The sequence below is a fragment of the Dyadobacter sp. CY345 genome, from assembly GCF_021502725.1.
Taxonomy (GTDB): Bacteria; Bacteroidota; Bacteroidia; order Cytophagales; family Spirosomataceae; genus Dyadobacter.
In genome coordinates this window covers 1,842,507-1,866,866 of the sequence record NZ_JAKFFS010000001.1, presented here as the reverse complement: position 1 = coordinate 1,866,866, position 24,360 = coordinate 1,842,507, and the positions used below count along the sequence as shown (strand labels likewise).

Here is a 24,360-nt window from a genome sequence, read left to right as displayed (position 1 = left end):
TGTGGTGTTAATAAGCAAACTTGGCAGGTGTATCTCACACCTGCCAAAGTTTTTATGTAGCTATTGTTATCATGTATTTTAGGGTATAATCAATGTTAATATTCTCAATTTGTGCAGGATTGTTTTAAATTTATTATAAACAAAAAAGCAGTGAACGATCGCCGCCCACTGCTTCTGAACACAAATATCTTTATTTAATTCTTCTTTCTGATCTCAATAATTTTAAGCTTGTTAAGCATTTTAATTACAGGATAGGTTGGATCAACCTCAAACCATTTTGACCCAAAGTTGATTGAATTAGGACGTTTATGGTGGTTGTTCTGAAACAGTTCTCCCATCATAAGGAAATCAAAGATCAACGAGTTTTTGGATTTATCATCATTGTCGAAATTTTGATAACCATATTTATGGCCGCTCCAATTCACAATAGCGCCATGTATCGGCCCCATTAAAAAGTGTATCGGCAAAAGGAAGAAAAATGCCCAGTGCATATCCAGATATAGATAAGCAAGGATATAAAAAGCTGAATAGAGGATTGCCCAACCCGCTCTTGATAACCACGAATCACCCAATTTTTCAATAAAATTCCACTCCGGATAATTTCGTTCGAATTGTGTTTCAATCGCTCTTTTACGGTTCAGAACTGCATTGTAAATATCCTTTGTTTCCCACATCATTGTAAAAACATTTTTTGTATGGTGTGGCGAGTGCGGATCTCTCTCGGTATCGCTGAAAGCGTGGTGCATGCGATGCAATATCGCGTAGGCACGCGGACTCAAATACGAAGAACCCTGGGACAGGTAAGTTAGAAGGTAGAAGAACCGTTCCCATGGTTTGCTCATGATAAACATTTTATGAGCGGAATAACGGTGCAAAAAGAATGTTTGGCAGAAAAGAGACAAATACCAGTGTACAACAAATACGGCAAGAACTATATACATGAAAAAGTGTAATGTTAAAAAACGTCTATTACACAAAAATAATGCCAAGAACTTAAAATTCAATAATACTCAGCGTTTATTTATAGACTTATTTATATTCATTCTACAATACCCTAAAAGTGCTATATACAACGTAGAAAATTACAAAATTGTAAATGCATAATCGAGTAAGTTTGCTCCCATTTGGAGTGCCTTTCTCCTCAGTTCCTCAGGGTCTTTATAAACACTTTGATCTTCCCAACCATTTCCAAGGTCGGTTTCAAAAGAATAAAAGCATAATAACCTTCCCTGATAAATCAAACCAAAACCTTGCGGTTGTTTTCCATCATGTTCGTGGACTTTCGGCAGGCCATTGGTAAAATTATATTTGAGATGGTAGATCTGATGATCAAACGGAAGCTCAACAAAAGATAATTCGGGGAAAACCTTTTTCATTTCCCTGCGAATAAATGGATCAAGACCGTAGTTGTCATCTATATGCAAAAAACCTCCTGATAAAAGATAATTTCGCAGGTTTCTGGCCTCAGCATCCGTAAAAACGACATTTCCATGACCTGTCATATGGACGAACGGATAGGTGAATAGATCCGGACTACCAACTTCCACCACGTCTTCGGCCGGGTTGATATTCATTTTCAGTTCGGAATTACAGAAACTGATCAGGTTTGGCAAAGACGTTTTATTTGCATACCAATCCCCTCCTCCACCATATTTCAGCTTCGCAATTTTCAGTGACGATTGAGCCTGACTTCCTACGATGGATATCAGCATGAAAGTCAAAATATAAAATGTAATCCTGAAAATGTTCCGTCTCATAATACATCGAATTTTATGCAAAACAATTATAATAGTTGTGCCAGGTTAATCGCGTGGCAGCCCGCAACCGCCGCTGTTTCCGTTCTCAAACGGGTTGCTCCTAAAGACACTGCTTCAAATCCATATTCTGTTGCCAATAAAACTTCTTCCGGCGTAAAATCCCCTTCGGGCCCAATCAATAAAAGTGTATCCGAATCTTTAATTACCTTCTTCACAACATGTTCCGTCAGATGATTGTCCGGAACGTATGCGATTAACCGGGTTTTTTCTTTCGAATTTTTTACAAACAATTCATAAGCCGTAATGATCGAAATTTCAGGCATATAATATTGCTGGGATTGTTTCATAGCAGACGCTGCAATTCTTTTCAATCTTCCAAGATTAACAACGCGTGAAACCGTTTCTTTATGCGTATGTTCAGTGACAATAAAATCAATCCGCTCCACACCCATTTCTGTCATTTTTTCAACCATCCACTCATTTCTTTCGGCTTTTCTGGTTGGGGCGACTGCTATATTTACAGCATAAGATCGTCTTGGAATGTGTATAGATTCGACTTTTTCATATGTGACATTTCTCTTTCCAATATTAAGACGACATTTATGTAAAAGGCCGTTCCCGTCTGTTACATGAATAATATCGCCTGTTGAGAGCCGTAACACCTTCGTACAATGCCGGGATTCCTCTTCGTCTAATTCAAGAATTCTGGTATCCGGCTGATAAAACAAATGCATAAAAATAAATTAATTTCTGATGATACTGGTCACCTGTTTCGGTCTGTCAAATGTAAGTAAATATTATGTATTCGCTTAAATACAAAAAGTGACAATACCAAGAATTAACAAGCTATCTATAAAAACCTGTTTTTTGTATTTTTTCAATTTTTTTAATTATTCACGTTATTATAATAACGCATTTTTCTGGTATTTGAAAAATTGTGTTTCGAAAGGTTTATTTTCAAATCTCAGCTTATTTTATTGAAATAATACATTATTTACTGACAATACTACCATAAACACAATTATATTCGGTATTTGACTAAATTTTCCTAGATTTTATTTTTTAGAAATACAATTTAGCATTAATATTGTGTCGTAATATCAATTCGTCACCACTTTATCTAGTATTATTATGTCAAAATCTAAGCTGGAATACATTTGGCTTGATGGCCACAAGCCAACCCAAGGTTTACGCAGCAAAACAAAAATCGAAAGCGACTTTAGTGGTAAACTGGAAGATTGCAGCAACTGGTCGTTTGATGGTTCATCTACCGAACAAGCACTTGGCGGTTCTTCTGACTGTCTTTTGAAACCTGTTTACATTATCCCGGATCCGCAGCGTAAAGATGCATACCTGGTTATGTGCGAAGTTTTGAATGCTGACGGAACGCCTCACGTTACAAACGGCAGAGCTACTATCGAAGATGATGACAATGATTTTTGGTTCGGTTTTGAACAGGAGTATTTCCTTTGGGATATTGAAACAAATAAACCTCTTGGATTCCCGGCAAACGGCTACCCAGCACCACAAGGTCCTTACTACTGCTCAGTAGGTGCACAAAATGCATATGGCCGTGAAATTATTGAAGAACACCTGGACGCTTGCCTTGAAGCAGGTCTTAACGTTGAAGGTATCAACGCCGAGGTTGCAGCAGGTCAGTGGGAATTCCAGATCTTCGCAAAAGGTGCGAAAGAAGCTGGTGACCAAATCTGGTTGGGACGTTATTTATTGGAACGTATCGGTGAGAAATATGGTGTTTCTATCAACTGGCATTGCAAGCCTTTGGGCGATCTTGACTGGAATGGTAGCGGGATGCACGCTAACTTCTCAAACACAGCTTTGAGAACTGCCGGCAGCAAAGAAGTATTCGACAAAGTTTGCGAATCTTTCCGTCCTGTTGTTAAAGAACATATTGAAGTTTACGGAGCAGACAATCACCTTCGCTTGACAGGAAAACATGAAACTGCTAGTATTCATGATTTCAGCTACGGAGTTTCTGACCGTGGTGCTTCTATCCGTATTCCGGTTCTTGTTCCTCAAAAAGGATGGAGCGGATACCTCGAAGATCGTCGTCCTAATTCAGCGGCTGATCCTTACAAAGTGGCGGCTCGTATCATCAAAACTGTAAAAGGAGCTCTTTAAGAGAAACATATTATCGATAATAAAAAAACCACCTTTCGGTGGTTTTTTTATTATCGATGTATTTTAGTTCAATCTACTCTTCGTCTTCTGTTGTGAATGAATAAACATTCGGGTCAAGCTGCAAACGTCCGGAGTTGAAACGAATGATAAAATCATTAATGATCTTTTCATTAATTTCTGTTTTGTTCAGACCGACTTCCAAACCGACACCATAGTCAAATTTATCATCAACCTCAACGTGCTCACGCACACTGATTTCCTCGTTTTCTTCGATTTCTTCAATGAATTCCGTTAGAAGAATTTCCGCTTCTTCATCCTTTTCGAAATCAACTACATCACCTTCTTCTCTTTCATCTGGCGAAATGTAATCTGGCATCTGAAGTTTCAGTTTTTCAAGTGCCGCATCATAAACCAATGTTGAATGATGTAATCTCAAAGTATAAATTAATGCGTCATAAACCACTTCTTTGTCTTTGTAATATCCGACAAATTGAATGTGGGCATGTTCATTATTTTCTTCTTCGTCTTCGAACTCGTCTGTCACATACACAAAGTTCAATCGTTCAGCTTTACATTCCCGTTTAAGCTGTGCAATTTCTTCTGGATCGAATCCCGGATTCATAGTTTTTAATTTGATTATTGTTCCTTTAAGCAATCGGTAAAATTATTCCAAAAATAGCATTTCGCGGTATTTTGCCAAAGGCCAATCTTCATCATCAATTAATAATTCAAGTTTATCTACGTGGTAACGGATCTCTTCAAAAAAACCTTTTACCTCCGAACCATACATTTTAGCACGTTCGTACAAATCTTCAACATTGTTAGCAACCTTTCTCTTTTCCGTCATTTCATGCACGAGTTTTTTTATAACTACCACATGAGATGAAATATCTTTAATAATCTCTTTAATCGGCTCAGCCTCTTCCAACATTTCCAGATCCGTTAAAGCCCGGGCCGTCTGTGCAAGTTTAAACTGATACTTTACAACCGTAGAGACGACATGATTCAGTGCCAGGTCACTAATTACCCGTGATTCTATCTGTAATTTTTTAACATAATTTTCAAGCTCAATCTCATATCGCGCATGTAATTCCCTCGAAGTCAACACGCCTGTTTTTTCAAAGGCCTTAATCGTACTTTCGGTCACATAGGCATAAAGTGCATCATAGGTTGCACTTATGTTGGTTAACCCTCTTCGGCTAGCCTCTTCAACCCATTCTTCTGAATATCCGTTTCCTTCGAACAATATTTTTTTCGATTCTGTAAAATATCTTTTCAGAATTGCCACCGTTGCTACTTTCTTTTCTTCACCAGAGCTCAGCCTTTCATCCATTTCACGTTTGAATTCGGCCAGCTGATTAGCAACAATCGTATTCAAAACAATCATCGGAGAAGCACTGTTCAAGGCACTTCCAACCGCGCGGTATTCAAATTTATTTCCTGTAAAACAAAACGGCGAAGTTCTGTTTCGGTCTGTATTGTCTCTTTGTAAGTTGGGTATGCGGGTAATTCCTAACTTGTAATAAAAGTTCTCTCCCTTTTCAAGTGTAATTTCGCCCTTATTTACCAATTCTTCAAGCATACTCGTCAGTTCTCCCCCTAAAAATACAGAAACTATTGACGGTGGCGCTTCATTAGCTCCCAAACGATGCTCATTTCCGGCAGAAGAGATCGAAGCACGTAACAAATCAGCATGATCATGAACCGCCTTGACAACATTGAGCAAAAAAGTCAAGAAGCGAAGATTCTCTTTTGGCTTTGTCGTCGGAGCAAGTAAATTAATTCCGGTATCAGTTGACAACGACCAGTTATTATGTTTACCGCTTCCATTAATTCCCGCAAATGGTTTTTCATGGAACAAAACCTGAAAGTTATGTTTTTCACCGATTTTCTGCATCAGATCCATCAGCAGCGCATTATGGTCGATGGCCAGGTTAACTTCCTCGAAAGTCGGGGCACATTCAAATTGTCCCGGAGCCACCTCATTGTGTCTGGTCCTTACCGGAATCCCAAGTTTAAGTGCTTCAAATTCAAAGTCTACCATAAAGGCATTAACCCGCGGCGAAATTGACCCAAAATAGTGATCGTCAAGCTGCTGTCCGCGTGCCGGGCTATGTCCAAATACGGTCCGACCTGTCATCAGCAAATCCGGACGGGCATAATATAATGCTTTGTCGACCAGAAAATATTCTTGCTCGATGCCCAAAGTTGGTGTTACCTTGTCAACATCACGATTAAAAAACTGACAAACCGACGTGGCTGCTTTATCCAGCATAACCAGAGAACGTAGCAAAGGCGCCTTGTAATCAAGCGCTTCGCCTGTGTATGAGATGAATACAGAAGGAATACAAAGCGTTTTTCCGCCTGCCCCATTATCCATCAAAAATGCCGGAGAACTCGGATCCCAGCCAGTGTAACCTCTTGCCTCAAAAGTGGCACGTAAGCCACCGCTCGGGAAAGAAGAAGCGTCTGGTTCCTGTTGTACTAATGCGCTTCCCTTAAATTTCTCTACTGCTTTTCCGTCAATCGTTAGATCAAAAAATGAATCGTGTTTTTCGGCGGTACTACCCGTAAGTGGCTGAAACCAGTGCGTATAATGAGTCGCGCCCTTAGAAATTGCCCAAGATTTCATCGCTGCGGAAACTTCTTCGGCAACTTCCCTGTCTATTGTAGAACCGGATCGGATGGCATTTGAAATTTTAATATAAGCTTCCGGAGAAAGTAAAGTTCTCATTACATCGTCACTGAACGTGTTGCTCCCATAAAGATCTGCCACCTTCTCAGTCGGAGGGGTCAATATTGGTGCAACTCGATTTAATGCGATCTCAAAAGCTTTTGAACGAAATGTCATAAGGATGGTGATTTTATATTATTTCTTGCCAAAATTATTTATTTCAGCAGACTAACCGTCAAATCTGCATGAATTTTTCTGATTTTTCATTTTATAAGTTCACTGACAACCCAATTTCAATATATTTTTTGGATTTTTGTAAATTATATACCCCCTAACATGTTTAAGAGAATTCAGTTTCTGGCCTTGTACGGAATATGCTGGATATTATTTTTTCAGCTTTTTCGAATAATATTTCTTGCCTACCATCTACAAAAATCAATCGAGTTAGGCAGTAATCTGCTGATCCAAAGCATGCTGCACGGTTTGAGAATGGACATTTCTTTCGCCGGATACATTTTGGTTATGCCCGCGCTACTTATCGGTGCAACGAGTATAAAGTGGCATTGGTACCAAAAGACGATGGTTTGGTTTAGCGGAATTGTAGCATTTTTGATGGTAATTCTGACCATATTTGACCTTGAACTTTTCAGAGCGTGGGGATACCGGATTGATGCATCCTCATTAATTTATTTAAAAACCCCAAAAGAAGCCTTGGCATCCATGGGCGCTGCGCCCGTATTACCTCTATTGCTATTGCTGATCGGTCTTTATATCCTTGTGTTTAAAACGCTGATAACGATTCAGAAAAGAATAATTCCTTTTTTCGAAAGATCCTCCCCCATCTTCACAGCACTGCTTTTTGTATTCTTAACTGCAACATTAATCATCCCGATCCGCGGGGGATTTCAGTTGGCCCCGATGAATGAAAGCACAGTATTTTTTTCAGACAAAAGTTTTGCCAATTATGCCGCAGTAAACGTTCCCTGGAATTATAGCCGCTCTGTTCTCAATGAAGGTTATAGCAAAAAGAACCCTTTTGTTTATTTTGAAGATAAAAAAGCAAACGAGACCGTTGCATCCTTGTACCACCACAATCCTGTTCACCAGCAGATCATTAAGATCGGCGACCAGCCAATCAATGTGTTGGTTATTATCTGGGAAAGTTTTACTGCGAAAGTTGTTTCAAAACTAAATGGTGTGCCGGGAATAACACCCGAATTTGATGCGCTGACCAAAGACGGAATATTGTTCACCAATATGTACGCGAGCGGAAACCGCAGCGACAAAGGAATGGTTGCCATACTGAGCGGTTATCCGGCCCAACCTACTACTTCAATCATCAAAATCCCGAACAAAACGGTTTCTCTTCCTTCATTGCCCAGGGAATTCAAAAATGCGGGTTACCATACATCTTTCTATTATGGCGGCGAAACGGAATTTGCCAACATGAAAACCTATTTTTTGCAACAAGGTTTTAATACCATTGTTGACAAAAATGCTTTTGAGGAGAAGGATATGAATTCAAAATGGGGAGCTCATGACCACGTTGTTTTGAACCGATTACTCTCGGATCTAGATAAACAGAAACAACCTTTTTTCACAACAATTTTTACGTTAAGCAGCCACGAACCTTTTGAAGTTCCTGTAAAAACCGTAATTCCCGGAAACGATCAGGAGCACCTGTTTTTAAACGCGCACCATTATTCTGATGCTTCAATTGGAGAATTTTTTAAACAAGCCAAAACAAAATCCTGGTGGGCAAATACGCTGGTTATCATCCTGGCAGACCACGGGCATCCATTGCCGGAAAAGCCAGCTACAAAACCGAACGAATTCCATATCCCGATGTTATGGCTGGGTGGTGTTTTAGAAAAAAAGAATATCACAATTGATTCGCTTTGTTCCCAGACTGACTTGGCCTCAACCTTGTTAAATCAATTAAACCTGCCTTCGAAAGCATTTAGTTGGAGCAATGATATATTTATGCCAAACCGCGTCCCATTTGCATATTTCGCGTTTACCAATGGCTTTGGCTGGATGCGACCGAATGGATTTATTGTGCGCGACAATATTGGAGGGAACATTACCGAGAAAGGCGGAAACCTAAATTCCGACGACCTCAACTACGGAAAATCCTATTTACAATCATCTTTTGGTGATTATTTGAAGCGTTAATTGGAAAAGGTGTAAATTTGCACCCTTATTGTCAATACTATGAAAAAAGTTGCTTTTTATACGCTGGGTTGCAAACTGAATTACTCCGAGAGTTCTTCCATTGGGAGAATGTTTGAAGATAAGGGATATTCAAAAGTTGAATTCAACGATAAGCCGGATATATTTATAATTAATACCTGTTCTGTTACCGAAAATGCAGACAAAAAATGCCGCAAGATTGTTCGCGAAGCTCAGAAAATTAATGCTGACGGATATGTTGCGATCATTGGCTGTTATGCTCAACTGAAACCGGCAGAAATTGCAGAAATTCCTGGCGTAGATGCTGTCCTTGGTGCTGCTGAAAAATTTCGTCTTGTAGAATTGCTGGATACTTTTGAAAAAGAACCTGTTAATCAGACAGCAAAGATATTGGCCTCTCCGATTGAAGACGCCGTGGATTATCACACTTCTTACTCCTTAAATGACAGGACACGTACATTTTTGAAAGTACAGGATGGCTGTGATTATCCCTGTGCATATTGCACGATTCCGCTCGCACGTGGCAAAAGCAGATCCGATACTATTGAAAATATTGTCAATGCGGCAAAAGAAATCGCCGCAAGAGATGTCAAGGAACTTGTTCTGACAGGTGTTAACATCGGCGATTTCGGAATCCAGAATGGTGAAAGAAAAGAGACATTCATAGACCTGATCAGGGCGCTAGATGAGGTTGAAGGAATTTCAAGATTCAGGATTTCTTCAATCGAACCTAATTTATTGACAGACGAAGTCATTGAATTTGTTGCGATGTCCAAGCGTTTTGTACCGCATTTCCATATCCCGTTACAATCCGGATCAAATAAAGTTCTTTCATTAATGCGACGCCGTTACAAACGTGAACTTTATGTAGAACGTGTTGCGAAGATAAAATCTCTGATGCCAAATTGCTGCATTGGTGTTGATGTCATCGTCGGCCATGCGGGGGAAACACAGGAATTGTTTTTAGAAAGTTATCAGTTCCTGAACGAGCTTGACATTTCTTATCTGCACGTTTTCACGTATTCAGAAAGAGAAAACACTTTGGCTACATCCATTAAACCCGTAGTACCAAAATCAGAAAGAGCCGAGCGTTCTAAAATGCTTCACATTCTTTCAGAAAAGAAAAAACGCCATTTTTATGATGAACAAGTCGGAAAAACCGGAACGGTCTTGTTTGAGGACGAAATTCAGAATGGACAGATGCTTGGTTTTACAGAAAACTATATCCGTGTTGCTGTAAAGTATGATCCGTTATTAATTAATGAAACCAAAGAAGTTCAATATGTTTTCCAGAATGAAAATGGTTTAATGGAAGTTATGGAATCAGAAAGTTACGAGCCTGCGCATTAATTCAGGTCTGACTATTTATACAGATATAACAAAAAACACCCGGTAGAATGTTCTGCCGGGTGTTTTTTGTTATATATTGAAATACTACGCTTCTACAAGAAACTCATCGTGCTGACTGATATCCAATCCAGCTTTTTCATCTGTTTCAGATACACGAAGCGGCATGATAAGGTCTGTAATTTTCAAAAGAAGGAAAGAACCTCCAAAAGCGAATACAGAAACACCTACCAAAGCAATAACGTGATTGATGAAAAGTGTAGTTTCACCAAATGCAAGTCCCTGATCAGTTACCAACGGGTTCACCGCACTTGTTGCAAAAATACCGGTCATCAACATACCAACCATACCGCCAACACCATGGCAAGGGAATACGTCAAGTGTATCGTCCAAAGTTGAACGTGTACGTAAGTGAGCAACGTAGTTACTGATACAAGCTGCGACAGCACCGATGAAAATTGAAGATGGAACCGTTACGAAACCAGCAGCTGGCGTGATAGCAACTAGACCAACAACCGCACCGATACAGAAACCAAGCGCAGAAACTTTTTTGCCTCTTGCAACATCAAACAATACCCAAGCCAACCCAGCAGCGCCAGCAGCGGTGTTAGTAGCAGCAAAAGCAGAAACAGCCAAAGGAGAAGCAGTCAAAGCAGAACCGGCGTTAAAACCGAACCAGCCGAACCAAAGTAACCCCGTACCTAAAAGAACGTAAGGAATGTTCGCAGGAGGCAATACGTGAGCATCAAGAACAGATCTACGTCTTTTCAAGTAAATAGCGCCAGCTAATGCGGCCCAACCGGCAGACATGTGAACAACAGTACCACCAGCAAAGTCAAGTACACCCATTTTGAAAAGAATTCCTTCTGCATGCCATGTCATGTGACAAAGCGGCGCATAAACGAAAACACAGAACAAGATCATGAACAATACATAAGAACGGAAATTCACGCGTTCAGCCATAGAACCTGTGATAAGCGCAGGCGTAATCACAGCGAACTTCATTTGGAACATTGCAAACAAAGCGAAAGGAATAGTTCCGAAAGCCGGGCCGTCCAATACACCTTTGAACATAAAGTGAGTCATTGGATTACCAATAAAACCACCGATATCCTCACCAAATGCAAGACTGAAACCAATAACTACCCAAAGAACGCTTATCACACCCATCGCAATAAAGCTCTGAAGCATTGTTGAAATAACGTTTTTGTTGTTCACCATTCCTCCGTAGAAATAGGCAAGACCGGGAGTCATTAATAGTACCAGTGCGGATGATACTAACATCCAGGCGATATCACCTGAATTTAAGCCTTCCGTAACAATTTTGGTCGGCACGCTGGGAACAAAAGCTCCGAGAAGAGCAATCACCAGCAAAATAATTAGTGGTAGATAATTACGTTTTTCCATTGTTTTTTGTAGAGATTGTTTTATTGATTTAAGAAGGTATTAGATAAATTAGAATTTATAAATGAACGCCATCCCGAAGGTAGTCTGACTGCTTTTGGTAAAGTTTCCATCAGAGTCTTCAAACTGCTGAGAAGCGCCTGCACCCGAAGCTTTCGGATATGCATCCAGACGAAATTCAGGCTTTAACAAGATATGACCATCTGCCAGGCTAATGTTGCCAGTTAGGGTAACCGAATTTACATTGGTACCAACTGCATCACCGTCATCTCCTTGGGGGAAAGCCAAAAGACCTCTGACACCATTATCGTTATTAAAGTACTCATAACGTGCGCCGATCGCAAAGTTGTCTGTTAGTGCTACATTGGAATAAAAGGCAGCTCCGCCCCATGTTTCTGATCCAACCGGCCCGCCAAATCCTTGGTAATCTCCTTTTTGAGAGCCATATGCCGCATTTAAACCGACAAGGAATTTTGGCGTAACTTGGTAACTGGTGGTGACGTCAAATACGCGGTAATGAGCATCCGGACTATCGCCTTGCGAATCGGGATTTGCCTCATTGCTGTTAATAAAGTTAAGATATACGTTCCAGTTTGCAACAGGCGAAACGAATAACTGCGAAATAATTCCTTTTTTTCTGTTGTTATCTCCAAGACCATCAACATTGTTGACGATACCTGCCATTAATGATACTTTATCGCTAAATGCATAAGTCGCCTTTAAACCAGCATGATAAAAAGGTCCGTTGTTAAATAAATTTGAGAGTGAGTAGTTAAAGTTTGCTGGCGCGTCGATCACTTCATATCCGATATGTGTCCCGAATTGCCCGGCCGTCATGGAAAATTTATCAGTGAACTTATAAGTAAAATAAGCTTGTTTAATTGCAAGAGCGGTCCCGGTGTAAGATCCGTCTAAAGGACTCATCAGGTTGCCATAATTACCATAATCAGCATTCGGTCCGAAAGTCAAATCCACTACCGCTTCTGATTTCGAATTGGTGTACGCCACTTTGGCCTGAACCAAACCTAAGGAAAACTGACCAGATTTACGGTCAAAAACCCTCGCCGAACTTGCCGCGCCCATGTTAGAACGTGACGCCGGCTTATTAAAATTAGCCATGTAATAAGAGTCCAGATAGCCTGAAAATGCAAAAGATCCTTTGCCTTCTTCATCTTCCTTGACCTCTTCAATTTTACTAGTTTCTGTTGTATTAGTTTTTTTCTCCTCTTCCAACTGCGACTTACTAAAACCCAAAAAAGGGATCATTAAAGATAATACTGTACAATAGACCTTTTTCATAATTTTCTTCTGTTTACGTTATTGTTACTTATCCGGACATTTACAGGATCAAATATTGTATTAAAATTATATTTATCAAATATAATAGTCACTTTTTATCATAAAAAACATAAAAATCCTGTTTTTTTAATCTTTTGTATTAACATATGAACATATTTAGCTCAATTTTTAATTTTTAATAAATTTTAATTTATTCTGTTTTTAATCCTTTATGCAAAATTTTCTTAACTTAAATAATCTAAGTCATTAGAGATTATTTATCATAATTTTACCATTCGAAAAAAATATGGCACCAAAAAAAGACCTGCCGATCGGCAGGTCTTTCAAAAATTAAATGCGTTTGTATTAACTATTCACCATGCATCCACGCTTTCTTAGCCAATAAAGTGTCTTCTTCTTCTTCGTTGTCCGGATCGGGTACACAGCAATCTACCGGGCAAACAGCAGCACATTGAGGTTCTTCATGGAAACCCACGCACTCTGTACATTTATCTGTTACTATATAATAGAATTCGTCAGAAACTGGTGACTGTTTTTCCTTACCGCTGATAACGGTGCCATCACCAAAGTCTACTTCGTCCAAACTCGTTCCATCTCCCCAAGTCCATTCTACACCTCCTTCATAAATAGCCGTGTTGGGACACTCTGGCTCGCACGCCCCACAATTTATGCATTCATCGGTTATCATTATAGCCATAGTCGCCGGATTGTTTATATTTGTTCCTATTTTTCTTCTTAATAGACTAACAAATATAACTATTTATAGTTTCCCGACAATCAGAAAAATAAAAACACATTCTTAAATTTAATTATTTTGAGTTACCCTGGAATGATATCAAGAAATCAACGAATAAATGCCTTTATTAATCTGGGAAAATTTATCTCAGATCCTCTCAACGCGGATTATCTGGAAGAATTGGCAACGTTAGCCAACCGTAAAAATAACTGGTTTACACCCGAAAACACCATCGAATCTTTAAAAGCAATCGGTGAAAAATTCCTTGCAGAAGAAAATCTGATCACTTGGCTAAATCAATATCCGGAACTGAAATCATCTCAGAAGATCGGGGTTATTATGGCCGGAAATATTCCTGCCGTCGGCTTTCATGATGTATTATGTGTATTAATAACCGGACATACGTTATTGGCAAAGACAAGCTCAGATGATCCCGTGCTTATTCCGGCGCTTTTGCAAAAGCTGATTGAAATAGAGCCAGCTTACAGCGATTACATACATTTTGTCGACAGGCTTAATGATTCTGACGCATATGTGGCTACTGGCAGCGATAACACTGCACGATATTTCAACTACTATTTTTCTAAGAAACCGAACATCATTCGTAAGAACAGGACGTCTTTGGCAGTCATCACAGGGAACGAAAGTGTGGATGAACTGACGGCACTGGGAAAGGATATGTTGCAATATTACGGGTTAGGATGCCGCAATGTTTCAAAGCTGTTTGTACCCGAGGGATATGACTTTACCAAGTTTTTCGAGGCGATACAATCGGCTGATCATCTGTATCTTAATCACCATAAGTATTTTAACAATTACGAATACAACAAGTCAATTATGTTGATAAATGGTGTTCCGCATTATGATAATGGTTTTCTAATGTTAATGGAAAGTTCGGCTCCGGTCTCACCTATAAGCGTCGTACATTATGAAACCTATGATGACATTGAGACTGTAAAACAATTTTTGAATGAAAATGCTGAAAAGATCCAATGTATCGTAAGCACCTCGGAAGCCATTCCGAATGCAGTACCTTTTGGAAAAACGCAGCAGCCTGAAATTTCCGACTACGCAGATTCCGTGGATACAATGGCCTTTTTGACAAATTTATAATTAGGCGAAGAGTGAAAGATATATGAAGCTTTCACTCTTTAACTTTTCTTCCCAAAGGCCCATTTCAAGAATTCCGGCATAGCCAAAGCCCAGGTTTCCGGATTATGTTCCCCGCCGACCGTTTCGCTATAAATAATATCGGTTCCCCAATTATATCCTTTAATTTCCAGCTCCGCGATGCATTCCAAGGTATCCTGAATGGAATCGATAATTCCATCGCCGTCTCTGTCATCGGTTTCATCATTGGTACCAGTCTGAAACCAGAATTTCAAATCCGGTTTGACAGGAAAATTCCGGATTTGCTCGTGCATAATCCGGTCGGCATCACGATAACCGGCATCAAGTGCTTTCTGTCTCCACCATAACGCCCCTGAAAAGACTCCGGTTTTTGAAAAAACTGCGTCATGATTCCACGCCATATCCAAAGCCATAAGTCCGCCGAGCGAAAAACCTGCATATGTAATATTGGAAAGGCTGAGAGCGTAGTGCTGTTCCAGAAACGGAAGCAATTCTTTGAGCACAAAATCTGTGGTATCACCCGCTTTACTTCCGCGATGGGCATAATCAGGCTTGTGTGCCGTACCATATTCCTGCAATCGATCCGTTCCGGCATGGATCCCCACAACAAGGATTGGCTCAATGGCTTTTTCCCTTTGCAAATCGGTCAGAATAGTATTCAGGTTCAGGCGTTCAAAATCCTGCCCGTCGTTGATCAGCAATAATGGATAAACTTGAGAATCGTTGTAATGAAAAGGCAACCGGACAGAAATTAAAACTTCCCGGTGCAGAAACAAAGAAGAAATACTTTGTTCGATGGACAAAAGTTGAGGATCGGATGAAAGCAAAACAAGAATATCAAGATAAAAGCGCAAGATAATGTAAATGTGTAGCTTATAAAAGCTGACGTCATTTCGATGCATGAAATGGTCTCAATTATGATTGAAAGTTTTTCATAAGTCTCCCGTTATTTATTAATCCGAAAGTAAATTTCAAACCAGAAGTTCTCATTTATAACTATTAAAAGAAAACCTTAAAAACACATTTCTTTCCTTCAAAAACCTCTTTTCAGTATTATTTGCTTGTTATAATATGTTTCGTATATTTCAGAAACAACTTAAAACAGATCACTTTGGAGGAAAAGCACATTAAATACTATTCGCACCACCTCGGTCGTGATATCGACATGTTGGTATTCGGAAATTGGGGCTACCCTATTTTACTATTTCCTACTACGCTTGGGCGTTATTACCAGGCAAAGGACATGGGTCTGATGGAATCCGTTCGCGGCCTGGTGGAATCGGGAAAATATAAAATTTACTGTATTGACTCTGTGGACGCCGATTCCTGGTATGCCAAACATCTAAATCCTGAGGCACGGGTTTTGAACCACATTCAATATGACAAATTTTTGGCCAACGAATTGGTTCCATATATTAAACACGAGTGCAATGTGGATAGGATTGGCGTAAGCGGATGCAGTTTTGGAGGATTTCATGCAGCAAATTTTGCCTTTCGACACCCAGCCGCGGTAGCCTATCTTGTTAGTATGAGCGGGGCTTTTGACGTAAGAAGTTTCATGGATGGCTATTACGACGACAATGTATATTTTAGCAATCCAGTGGATTTTATGCCAAATGAACAAAGCTGGCGGTTTAACCATATGAAAATAATTCTCGGAACATCTGAGTGGGATATCTGTCTGACTAGTAATATTAAAATGTCAGGTATTTTGAGTTCAAAAGGGATAGATCACTGGCTTGATATAAGAGGTTGGGAAAAACATGACTGGCCGCTTTGGAATAATATGTTTCCTGAGTATTTAAGTAAAATGATGTAATCAACAATACGTAAATAATTCATTAACAATAATTGATCATGAAAAAAATAGGCATTCTTTTTGGAATGGAAAATACCTTTCCACAAGCATTTATAGATCGCGTCAATAGTAAAGGAGAAAAGGGAATTATTGCAGAAGCAGTTACCATAGAAAAAGTAGTTCAGGCGGATCCAACAGAGTATGCCGTTATTATCGACCGAATTTCTCAAGATGTTCCATTTTATCGGGCTTACCTTAAAAATGCGGCATTAAGCGGAACTGCTGTGATAAATAATCCTTTTTGGTGGAGTGCTGATGAAAAATTCTTCAACAACGCCCTAGCAGAAAAAATTGGAGTTCCTGTTCCAAAAACTGTTCTGATTCCTTCAAAAGAGCGCCCGACGGATACTTCCGAGACTTCGTTCAGAAACCTTGCTTTTCCATTGGCCTGGGAAGAAATGTTCAAATATATTGGCTTCCCGGCTTATATGAAACCACATGATGGTGGTGGCTGGAAAAGTGTATATCAGGTAAACGATCCGCATGATATGTGGAGAAAACACGAAGAAACCGGCCAGCTGATCATGATGTTGCAGGAAGAAATTCATTTTACAGATTATTTCCGTTGTTATTGCATCGGTCAAAAGGACGTTTTAATCATGCCTTATGAGCCAAGAAATCCGCATCATTTGCGCTACGCTTCCGAAATAAAAGCACAGGGAGAAGAAGCTGAAAAACTTCTGGCCACTGTTAAGGAATACACCTTAAAGTTGAACCTGGCCTTGGGCTATGATTTCAATACCGTAGAATTTGCTGTTCGTGACGGTATTCCTATTGCCATTGATTTTTGCAATCCGGCTCCCGATGCAGATATCAATTCTGTTGGTGCCGAGAATTTTGAATGGGTTGTAGAAGCTGCCGCGAATATGGCAATTGACAGGGCCAAGCAACATAAAGATGGCCAGACAAATTTGACCTGGGGTACTTTCGTTAAGGATTCGATTTCTTCGGTGTTAGTTCCACCAAAACCTTCCGCAGAAATTGAAGTTTCTGAGCCCGTTGAACTCAAAAAAATCGCCCCTAAAAAAACGGCGACAGCTAAGTCCTCCGCGCCTGCTGCCCAGGTAGCTAAAACTTCAAAAGCCGAAGCTGCACCGGCACCGGTTCCTTTTGAAGACATTCCGAAGAAAGAAAAAGTAGAAAATAAGGAAGAAGCAGAATCGATTTCGCCAGCAGCTATTAAATCCAAAGTAAAAACACCTGCTAAGAAACCTGCTGAGGCAAAGGCTATCGCACCGGCACCAGTTAAAAAAGCAGGTAAAACGAAAACTCCTGCGCCTGAGTCAGCAAAAAAGGCTGGAACAACGGCGACCAAGAAAAAATAAGGCTAACTATTTAACCCAAGCTTCATTGTATGCGTACTTTCACACTGGGAATTGAAGAGGAATTTCAAACAATCGATCCCGATACAAGAAATCTGCGTTCCCACATGTCCAAACTGGTCGAGGACGGAAAAATAACGCTGAAAGAACGGGTAAAGGCGGAAATGCACCAGGCGGTAGTAGAAGTTGGTACAAACATTTGTCACAATATCCAGGAGGCCCGGGAGGAAGTAACTTATCTGCGAAAAATGATTCTGGATCTGGCGGCCAAGCAAAATTTGCACGTGGCGGCAGCGGGAACACATCCTTTTGCTGATTGGGTAGAACAGCTTATCACTCCCGATCCGCGTTACGACGAGATTATCGATGAAATGCGTGATGTTGCCAGAGGTAATTTAATTTTTGGTCTGCACGTGCATGTGGGTATCGAAAACCGTAATGAGGGAATCGAGATCATGAATGCAGTCAGATACTTTCTTCCGCACATTTATGCGCTTTCTACGAACTCGCCTTTTTGGTGTGGTAGGAATACGGGTTTTAAATCTTACCGTTCAAAAGTTTTTGATAAATTTCCCCGGACAGGTATACCTGACTATTTTTCCAGCGCGGCGGAGTACGATGAATATGTGAACCTCCTGATTAAGACAAAATGTATTGATAACGGGAAGAAAATCTGGTGGGATATCAGGCTTCATCCTTTCTTTAATACCATTGAATTCAGGATGTGCGATGTGCCGATGAGGACGGATGAAACCATTTGCCTGGCTGCGATCATGCAGGCTTTGGTTGCAAAAATCCATAAACTTCACCGTATGAATCTCGGCTTCCGTCCTTATCACCGAATGTTGATTAACGAAAATAAATGGCGTGCAGCAAGGTACGGGATTCAGGGAAAACTAATCGATTTCGGAAAACAAGAGGAAGTTGACTACAAACTTCTGGTCGTTGAGCTGCTCGAATTTATTGACGATGTTGTGGATGAACTCGGGAGCAGGCACGAAATTGAATACATCCACCAGATCCTCGAAATGGGAAGCGGAGCTGACAGGCAATTGGCGGTTTTTGAGAAAACAAATGACCTGAAAGCAGTTGTAGATTATATCGTTTCCGAGACAAAAATCGGAATCGCTTAAAAGTGGATTTTTTTGTTTTTTGACAATAAAGAAGAATTCTTTTCTGGCTTGCACGAAGAGAATTCTTCTTTTTATTGAATCAAATCAGGAAATTTGCGTTTTTAAATATAACAACAAAGGGAATACCAAGGTTAATACAATCAACTTTTTGGCCCGAAAACAAGATGGACAACGATAAGAAACAGTTCAGGATTGCAATTCTGGATATGTACAACGGCTTTGAAAATGAGGGGATGCGTTGTATAAAAAAAATTATCACCGAATTTGGTGAGAAGGAATCACTGACTCTGAGTTACGAGATTTTTGATGTGCGCCAGAAACTGGAAATTCCGGCAATGGACTTCGACGCATACATTTCAACAGGCGGACCGGGAAACCCGTCGCCTACCGGTGAAGCTTGGGAAAGGAAATTTTTCCGGTTTCTCGACAAACTGACTGAATACAATGCAAGCAGACATAACAGAACCAAGAAACACCTCTTTTTGATTTGCCACTCCTTTCAAATGGCCTGTATTCATTGGCAGATTGGAATGGTTGGAAGAAGAAGAAAAACTTCATTCGGAACATTTCCTGTCCACAAAACATCCGGCGGCCGAAAAGATCCGGTTTTAAATCTGTTGAACGATCCCTTCTGGATTGTTGATTCAAGGGATTTTCAGGTTATCCAGCCTGACCAGCAGGTGATAGATAACATGGGAGCGAAGATTCTTTGCCTTGAAAAAATTCGTCCACATGTAAATCTTGAACGTGCCATAATGGCCATTCGTTTCTCGAAAGAAATCGTTGGAACACAGTTTCATCCGGAAGCAGACGCTGAGGGAATGCTGCGCTACTTTTTAAGAGAAGACAAAAAGACCAGTATCATTGCGAATCATGGTGAAGCAAAATACAATGATATGATCGAGCATCTGAACGATCCGGATAAGATTCGAATGACGGAGGCCACAATCATCCCGTCATTCCTGAAAATTGCCTTGGACAAAATGCCGGTATCTCCGACTGTCCCAGTCTAAACTGTAATCTATCGCTTCAACTTCACGACAACTAAATTCAGTAAAATGCACAAAGAAGCACGGCAGGCTTATAATCAGTCTTTTACCGAAGAAAAGTATAGAAATTTTTTAGCGTCAATCGATTCGGACTTTCCTGGTGCGCTTGACTTTCGGGTAGCTGAAACTCCGGTTTTTGTCCCAAGAGAGTTGAAAGATAAATTGATTGAGGCTTGTGAGGAGATTATAGATACCATTGTATCCGATGACTTCAAAACAAAAACCGATCGGGCTATCCCTACGGACCAGCACGTTCCGGGAGAGAATGATCATTCCTCATTTCTGGCTATTGACTTTGCAGTTTGCAAAGATCAAAATGGAGAATTAATTCCACAACTAATTGAACTTCAAGGATTCGCTTCAATTTACGCCTATCAAGGGTTTCTGTCGGAAAAATTCAAGGAGAATTTCCCGGTCCCGGAAAATTTCCGTTATGTCTTCGGTGCAAACGACTTAAACGCCTATGTAGACAAACTGAAAAAATTAATACTAGCCGGCGAAAATCCGGAGCAGGTTATCCTGCTTGAAATATTTCCTGAAAAGCAAAAAACACGAATTGATTTTGCCTTGACCGAAAATTTGCTGGGTGTAAAGGCTGTGTGTTATACCAAAATAATTAAAGAAGGGCGAAATTTGTACTACGAAAATGAGGGACGAAAAATCCAGATAAAGCGGATTTACAACCGGCTTATATTCGACGATCTGCTTAATTATCCCGATTTGAAAACCAGCTTCCATTTCACGGATGATGTTGACATCACCTGGGTTGGCCATCCCAATTGGTTTTTCAGGATCAGTAAGTTTACGTTGCCGTTTCTCGAAAGCAAGTATATTCCTGAAACAAGATTTATCTCTGATTACCAGGGTGATTTTCCTGATGATCTGGAAAATTATGTATTGAAACCCCTCTTTTCTTTCGCTGGAACAGGTGTTCAACTACATGTAACGCGCGAAATTTTAGATAATATTCCTGATCCTGATAATTATATTTTGCAAAAAAAAGTAGTCTATGAACCTGTCGTTCAGGCACCGGACGGATTGGTAAAATGTGAGATCAGAATGATGTACATCTGGCCTGATAATGCCCCCAGACCAGTATTAATCACCAGTTTAAGTAGGTTAAGTCGCGGAGAAATGATCGGTGTCCGGTTCAATAAAGACTTTACCTGGGTTGGCGGAACTGCATGCTTTTTTGAAGATTAAAGCACACTTTCTAAAATTATTGAAAGTATCAGATATATAGAAATTATTAAAAGTATACAGAACAGTAAATGCATATTTCACACCGACAACATTTTTTTGACCATTTAGCACAAACATCAGATTACCCGCTTGCACTGGAAATTGAGCGAGCGGAAGGCGTTTACATGTATGATACGGACGGCAAACAATATCTGGATCTAATTTCCGGAATTGGCGTAAGTAATGTTGGCCACCGCCATCCGGAAGTTTTGGCTGCGCTTCACAAGCAGCTCGACAAGCACATGCACTTGCTGGTTTACGGTGAATTTGTTCAAAGTACGCAAGTTCAGCTTGCAAAAGCATTGGTAGACACCTTGGATATTGAGTCCGGAACGCCTTCTCCATTTGGCAAAACTGACAATGTCTATTTCACAAATTCCGGCACCGAAGCTGTGGAAGGAGCTATGAAGCTCGCGAAACGATTTACGGGTCGCGCTGAATTTATTTCTTGTTTTAATGCTTACCATGGCGCAACACAAGGCGCACTAAGTCTTTCCGGAGCGGAACATTTTAAACGGGGTTTCCGTCCCCTTTTGCCTGAAATTAAAAATATTATACACGGAAACCTTGACGATTTACAGCATATCACTTCAAAAACAGCAGCTGTTGTTATTGAGATAATTGGTGGCGAATCGGGCGTCCGGGTTCCGTCACTTGAATATGTAAAAGCATTAAGGGAACGGTGCACGCAGGTTGGTGCATTATTAATCATTGACGAAATTCAGACAGGTTTTGGCCGCACAGGATCTTTTTGGGCTTTTGAACAATATAATATTTATCCGGATATTCTTTTAAGCGCCAAAGGTATGGGAGGTGGTATGCCGATAGGTGCTTTTATGGCTTCCCAGCAAATTATGAGTGTTTTTAAAAACAATCCGATTCTTGGGCACATTACCACATTTGGCGGACATCCGGTAAGTTCCGCAGCGTCTCTTGCAGCGTTGCAAGTAACTTTAAAAGATAATCTGGCGGAAAATGCCATTGCCAAAGGAGAACTTTTCAAGTCTCTTCTTGTACATCCAAAAATAAAAGAAGTGCGCGGAAGAGGACTTATGCTTGCAGCAGAAATGGAATCTTTTGAAGCATTGAAGCAAACCATTGACAGATGCATTGAAAACGGTGTGATCACCGATTGGTTCCTGTTTTGTGACAATTCCATGCGTCTCGCTCCACCTTTAATAATTACAGACGAACAAATTCGTGAGGGCTGCGCTGTTATTTTAGAAGTATTGGGTTAATTTCAAGTTTAGTTTGCATATATACCAACATTATGAATCGATAAAATCATGGCTACTATAGAAAACGATATACTAACAGTAGGCGTCAATGAACTGGGCGCCGAGCTTTGTCAGATCCAGTCCAAATCTTCGGGTAAAGAATACATGTGGGATGCTAACCCCGATATCTGGGGTAGTTATGCGCCTGTACTTTTCCCGGTTATCGGTGCTGTCAAAAATGGTTTTGTTTTGATAAAAGGCAAAGAATACAAAGTGCCGAGACATGGTTTTATTAGAAATAATCCAAATTTGAAACTGGTTGAAGAGACTGCAAAAAGTTTGACTTACGGTTTAAAATTCAGCGAAAAAACGCTGCTGATCTACCCGTACAAATTTGAGTTTATGATCACCTTTTCACTGGAAAATAATAAGATCGTCGTTTCGCATGAAGTCATCAATCATGGTGAGGAAACGATGTTTTTTTCTCTGGGCGGCCATCCTGCGTTTAAATGTCCGGTGAATGATGGCGAGATTTATGAAGATTATTACCTGGAATTTGCGAAAACCGAAACTGCATCTACCTGGCTTCTGGCAGAAGGAGGTTTGGTTGGAAACAAAACCAAACCGATGATTGTAAACAGTAATGTTCTCCCGCTGGACCCTGAAATGTTCGATAACGACGCTTTGATATTCAAAAATCTAAATTCGAAAAGCGTAAGTTTGAAAAGCAAAAAGTCGTCTCAGGTGGTGCATATTGACTACACAGGATTTCCCTACCTGGGGATTTGGGCTAAACCTAACGCAAACTTTGTCTGCATTGAACCCTGGCTGGGCATTGCGGACACAGCCGACAGCGATCAGAATTTTGAGACAAAAGAAGGAATTTTGAGTCTTTCGGCCGGAAAGACCTTTGCTGCTTCCTACACTATCGAAATTATAGAATAGTTTATGAAGCATTTGTGCCTTTGGGTTGTATTAATCTGCTTTGTCAAAATTTCTGCATTGGCCCAGCCCAAGCAGAATATTTGTGATCTCCGGCAAAAAATCTCGACTGAACTTCAAAAACACACCGGGACGTATGCAGTTGCCTTCAAAGATCTTGCGACCGGGGAATCGCTGCTGATCAATGAATCTGAATCCTTTCATGCGGCAAGTACGATGAAAACGCCGGTCATGGTTGAAGTTTTCAAACAGGCGGCCGAAGGAAAATTCGCTTTGACGGACTCAATCATCATAAAAAATGAGTTTAAGAGTATCGTCGATGGGAGTTTATATAGCCTCGATTCTATTCAGGATAGCGACCATCTTCTTTACCGGAAGATTGGGCAAAAACGGGCGATCAAAGATCTGGTCTATGAGATGATTATCGTGAGCAGCAATTTCGCGACAAACATTATCATCGATCTGGTTGGTGCTGAAAATGTCTCAAAAACGATGAAGGAACTGGGAGCAAAAGACATCCAGATTCTGCGCGGTGTTGAAGATGCAAAGGCATATCAAAAGGGCTTGAATAATACGACCACAGCCAATGATCTTAGAATATTGTTCGAAGGAATTGCGGCCGGCAAAATTGTTGATCAAAAGTCCTGTGATGCGATGATCAAAATTTTGCTTGATCAAAAATTCAATGATGTTATTCCAGGTAAACTACCAAAAGAAGTCAAAGTTGCACACAAAACCGGATCGATATCCAAGGTATATCACGACAGCGGCATTATTTTCCTGCCTGACGGAAAAAAATATGTATTAGTTTTGTTATCAAAAGGCTGGGATGAAGAAAAAACAACAAAAAACATGTTAGCTGAAATTTCTGAGATGATTTATTTGCATTTGAAATAAGCTCTTCTCGATGAGAA

At 40.3% G+C, this 24,360-nt stretch carries 21 protein-coding genes; 12 read left to right on the top strand and 9 right to left on the bottom strand.

All coding sequences use genetic code 11. From position 1 onward, the window contains the following. Positions 1–194 precede the first annotated feature (194 nt). The 3 genes from L0657_RS07870 to L0657_RS07860 form a co-directional block, all read right to left on the bottom strand. Positions 195–941, bottom strand: a complete 747-nt coding sequence (locus L0657_RS07870; RefSeq protein WP_235150026.1) for an acyl-CoA desaturase — start codon at positions 939–941, stop codon at positions 195–197. Positions 942–1,082: 141 nt separating this feature from the next. Then, positions 1,083–1,712: a DUF4159 domain-containing protein gene (locus L0657_RS07865; protein ID WP_235150433.1), complete on the bottom strand. Its 630-nt coding sequence runs from the start codon at positions 1,710–1,712 to the stop codon at positions 1,083–1,085. A 71-nt stretch (positions 1,713–1,783) separates the two neighbouring features. Continuing rightward, positions 1,784–2,491: a 16S rRNA (uracil(1498)-N(3))-methyltransferase gene (locus L0657_RS07860; RefSeq protein ID WP_235150024.1), complete on the bottom strand. Its 708-nt coding sequence runs from the start codon at positions 2,489–2,491 to the stop codon at positions 1,784–1,786. Positions 2,492–2,888: 397 nt separating this feature from the next. Between L0657_RS07860 and L0657_RS07855 the strand changes: the two genes are divergently transcribed. Next, positions 2,889–3,899 (top strand): glutamine synthetase beta-grasp domain-containing protein, encoded by a 1,011-nt coding sequence (locus L0657_RS07855; RefSeq protein ID WP_235150023.1) that lies wholly within the window; start codon positions 2,889–2,891, stop codon positions 3,897–3,899. A 73-nt stretch (positions 3,900–3,972) separates the two neighbouring features. Here L0657_RS07855 and L0657_RS07850 read toward each other — a convergent pair whose 3' ends face one another. Both L0657_RS07850 and L0657_RS07845 read right to left on the bottom strand, forming a co-directional pair. Then, entirely contained in the window at positions 3,973–4,521 is a 549-nt protein-coding gene (locus L0657_RS07850; RefSeq protein WP_235150022.1) for a hypothetical protein, read from the bottom strand. Positions 4,522–4,563: 42 nt separating this feature from the next. Next, a complete protein-coding gene (locus tag L0657_RS07845) occupies positions 4,564–6,750 on the bottom strand; it encodes a glutamine synthetase III (RefSeq protein ID WP_235150021.1) in 2,187 nt (728 codons plus the stop codon). A gap of 159 nt (positions 6,751–6,909) precedes the next feature. Between L0657_RS07845 and L0657_RS07840 the strand changes: the two genes are divergently transcribed. Then, positions 6,910–8,748, top strand: coding sequence for an LTA synthase family protein (locus tag L0657_RS07840; protein WP_235150020.1), 1,839 nt, complete (start codon positions 6,910–6,912; stop codon positions 8,746–8,748). Between the two features lie 39 nt (positions 8,749–8,787). Continuing rightward, positions 8,788–10,116, top strand: coding sequence for a tRNA (N(6)-L-threonylcarbamoyladenosine(37)-C(2))-methylthiotransferase MtaB (gene mtaB / locus L0657_RS07835; RefSeq protein WP_235150018.1), 1,329 nt, complete (start codon positions 8,788–8,790; stop codon positions 10,114–10,116). Positions 10,117–10,200: 84 nt separating this feature from the next. Here the strand turns inward: mtaB and L0657_RS07830 are convergent, their stop codons facing one another. From L0657_RS07830 to L0657_RS07820, 3 genes are all read right to left on the bottom strand, one after another. Beyond that, complete coding sequence (locus L0657_RS07830) at positions 10,201–11,520, bottom strand: ammonium transporter (protein WP_235150014.1); 1,320 nt, start codon at positions 11,518–11,520, stop codon at positions 10,201–10,203. Positions 11,521–11,568: 48 nt separating this feature from the next. Next, on the bottom strand, positions 11,569–12,816 hold the full coding sequence (locus tag L0657_RS07825) for a porin (protein ID WP_235150012.1): 1,248 nt from the start codon (positions 12,814–12,816) through the stop codon (positions 11,569–11,571). Between the two features lie 349 nt (positions 12,817–13,165). Beyond that, positions 13,166–13,513 carry a 4Fe-4S binding protein gene (locus L0657_RS07820; protein ID WP_235150010.1) on the bottom strand — a complete coding sequence of 116 codons (348 nt, stop codon included), beginning with the start codon at positions 13,511–13,513 and terminating at the stop codon, positions 13,166–13,168. Positions 13,514–13,645: 132 nt separating this feature from the next. Between L0657_RS07820 and L0657_RS07815 the strand changes: the two genes are divergently transcribed. After that, entirely contained in the window at positions 13,646–14,665 is a 1,020-nt protein-coding gene (locus L0657_RS07815; protein WP_235150007.1) for an acyl-CoA reductase, read from the top strand. 38 nt (positions 14,666–14,703) lie between these two features. Here the strand turns inward: L0657_RS07815 and L0657_RS07810 are convergent, their stop codons facing one another. Continuing rightward, positions 14,704–15,585, bottom strand: a complete 882-nt coding sequence (locus L0657_RS07810) for an esterase family protein (protein WP_235150005.1) — start codon at positions 15,583–15,585, stop codon at positions 14,704–14,706. Between the two features lie 209 nt (positions 15,586–15,794). On the opposite strand from L0657_RS07810, the gene L0657_RS07805 reads away from it, so the two are divergent. From L0657_RS07805 to L0657_RS07770, 8 genes are all read left to right on the top strand, one after another. Then, positions 15,795–16,502, top strand: coding sequence for an esterase family protein (locus L0657_RS07805; RefSeq protein WP_235150003.1), 708 nt, complete (start codon positions 15,795–15,797; stop codon positions 16,500–16,502). 38 nt (positions 16,503–16,540) lie between these two features. After that, positions 16,541–17,866 (top strand): glutathione synthase, encoded by a 1,326-nt coding sequence (locus tag L0657_RS07800; protein ID WP_310588263.1) that lies wholly within the window; start codon positions 16,541–16,543, stop codon positions 17,864–17,866. A gap of 29 nt (positions 17,867–17,895) precedes the next feature. Beyond that, positions 17,896–18,996, top strand: coding sequence for a carboxylate-amine ligase (locus tag L0657_RS07795; RefSeq protein ID WP_235150000.1), 1,101 nt, complete (start codon positions 17,896–17,898; stop codon positions 18,994–18,996). A 164-nt stretch (positions 18,997–19,160) separates the two neighbouring features. Further along, positions 19,161–20,009 (top strand): type 1 glutamine amidotransferase, encoded by an 849-nt coding sequence (locus L0657_RS07790; protein WP_235149998.1) that lies wholly within the window; start codon positions 19,161–19,163, stop codon positions 20,007–20,009. 45 nt (positions 20,010–20,054) lie between these two features. Further along, positions 20,055–21,248 (top strand): hypothetical protein, encoded by a 1,194-nt coding sequence (locus tag L0657_RS07785; RefSeq protein WP_235149997.1) that lies wholly within the window; start codon positions 20,055–20,057, stop codon positions 21,246–21,248. A gap of 68 nt (positions 21,249–21,316) precedes the next feature. Continuing rightward, complete coding sequence (locus L0657_RS07780) at positions 21,317–22,525, top strand: aspartate aminotransferase family protein (protein ID WP_235149996.1); 1,209 nt, start codon at positions 21,317–21,319, stop codon at positions 22,523–22,525. Positions 22,526–22,573: 48 nt separating this feature from the next. Further along, on the top strand, positions 22,574–23,449 hold the full coding sequence (locus L0657_RS07775) for an aldose 1-epimerase family protein (RefSeq protein WP_235149992.1): 876 nt from the start codon (positions 22,574–22,576) through the stop codon (positions 23,447–23,449). Between the two features lie 3 nt (positions 23,450–23,452). Next, complete coding sequence (locus L0657_RS07770) at positions 23,453–24,343, top strand: serine hydrolase (RefSeq protein WP_235149990.1); 891 nt, start codon at positions 23,453–23,455, stop codon at positions 24,341–24,343. The last annotated feature ends 17 nt before the right edge of the window (positions 24,344–24,360 follow it).

What these genes read in the sequence shown, in the direction of transcription:
- L0657_RS07870 (WP_235150026.1), bottom strand. Translation starts at nt 941, where the DNA reads ATGTATATAGTTCTTGCCGTATTTGTTGTACACTGGTATTTGTCTCTT.
- L0657_RS07865 (WP_235150433.1), bottom strand. Translation starts at nt 1,712, where the DNA reads ATGCTGATATCCATCGTAGGAAGTCAGGCTCAATCGTCACTGAAAATT.
- L0657_RS07860 (WP_235150024.1), bottom strand. Translation starts at nt 2,491, where the DNA reads ATGCATTTGTTTTATCAGCCGGATACCAGAATTCTTGAATTAGACGAA.
- L0657_RS07855 (WP_235150023.1), top strand. Translation starts at nt 2,889, where the DNA reads ATGTCAAAATCTAAGCTGGAATACATTTGGCTTGATGGCCACAAGCCA.
- L0657_RS07850 (WP_235150022.1), bottom strand. Translation starts at nt 4,521, where the DNA reads ATGAATCCGGGATTCGATCCAGAAGAAATTGCACAGCTTAAACGGGAA.
- L0657_RS07845 (WP_235150021.1), bottom strand. Translation starts at nt 6,750, where the DNA reads ATGACATTTCGTTCAAAAGCTTTTGAGATCGCATTAAATCGAGTTGCA.
- L0657_RS07840 (WP_235150020.1), top strand. Translation starts at nt 6,910, where the DNA reads ATGTTTAAGAGAATTCAGTTTCTGGCCTTGTACGGAATATGCTGGATA.
- mtaB (WP_235150018.1), top strand. Translation starts at nt 8,788, where the DNA reads ATGAAAAAAGTTGCTTTTTATACGCTGGGTTGCAAACTGAATTACTCC.
- L0657_RS07830 (WP_235150014.1), bottom strand. Translation starts at nt 11,520, where the DNA reads ATGGAAAAACGTAATTATCTACCACTAATTATTTTGCTGGTGATTGCT.
- L0657_RS07825 (WP_235150012.1), bottom strand. Translation starts at nt 12,816, where the DNA reads ATGAAAAAGGTCTATTGTACAGTATTATCTTTAATGATCCCTTTTTTG.
- L0657_RS07820 (WP_235150010.1), bottom strand. Translation starts at nt 13,513, where the DNA reads ATGGCTATAATGATAACCGATGAATGCATAAATTGTGGGGCGTGCGAG.
- L0657_RS07815 (WP_235150007.1), top strand. Translation starts at nt 13,646, where the DNA reads ATGATATCAAGAAATCAACGAATAAATGCCTTTATTAATCTGGGAAAA.
- L0657_RS07810 (WP_235150005.1), bottom strand. Translation starts at nt 15,585, where the DNA reads ATGCATCGAAATGACGTCAGCTTTTATAAGCTACACATTTACATTATC.
- L0657_RS07800 (WP_310588263.1), top strand. Translation starts at nt 16,541, where the DNA reads ATGAAAAAAATAGGCATTCTTTTTGGAATGGAAAATACCTTTCCACAA.
- L0657_RS07795 (WP_235150000.1), top strand. Translation starts at nt 17,896, where the DNA reads ATGCGTACTTTCACACTGGGAATTGAAGAGGAATTTCAAACAATCGAT.
- L0657_RS07790 (WP_235149998.1), top strand. Translation starts at nt 19,161, where the DNA reads ATGGACAACGATAAGAAACAGTTCAGGATTGCAATTCTGGATATGTAC.
- L0657_RS07785 (WP_235149997.1), top strand. Translation starts at nt 20,055, where the DNA reads ATGCACAAAGAAGCACGGCAGGCTTATAATCAGTCTTTTACCGAAGAA.
- L0657_RS07780 (WP_235149996.1), top strand. Translation starts at nt 21,317, where the DNA reads ATGCATATTTCACACCGACAACATTTTTTTGACCATTTAGCACAAACA.
- L0657_RS07775 (WP_235149992.1), top strand. Translation starts at nt 22,574, where the DNA reads ATGGCTACTATAGAAAACGATATACTAACAGTAGGCGTCAATGAACTG.
- L0657_RS07770 (WP_235149990.1), top strand. Translation starts at nt 23,453, where the DNA reads ATGAAGCATTTGTGCCTTTGGGTTGTATTAATCTGCTTTGTCAAAATT.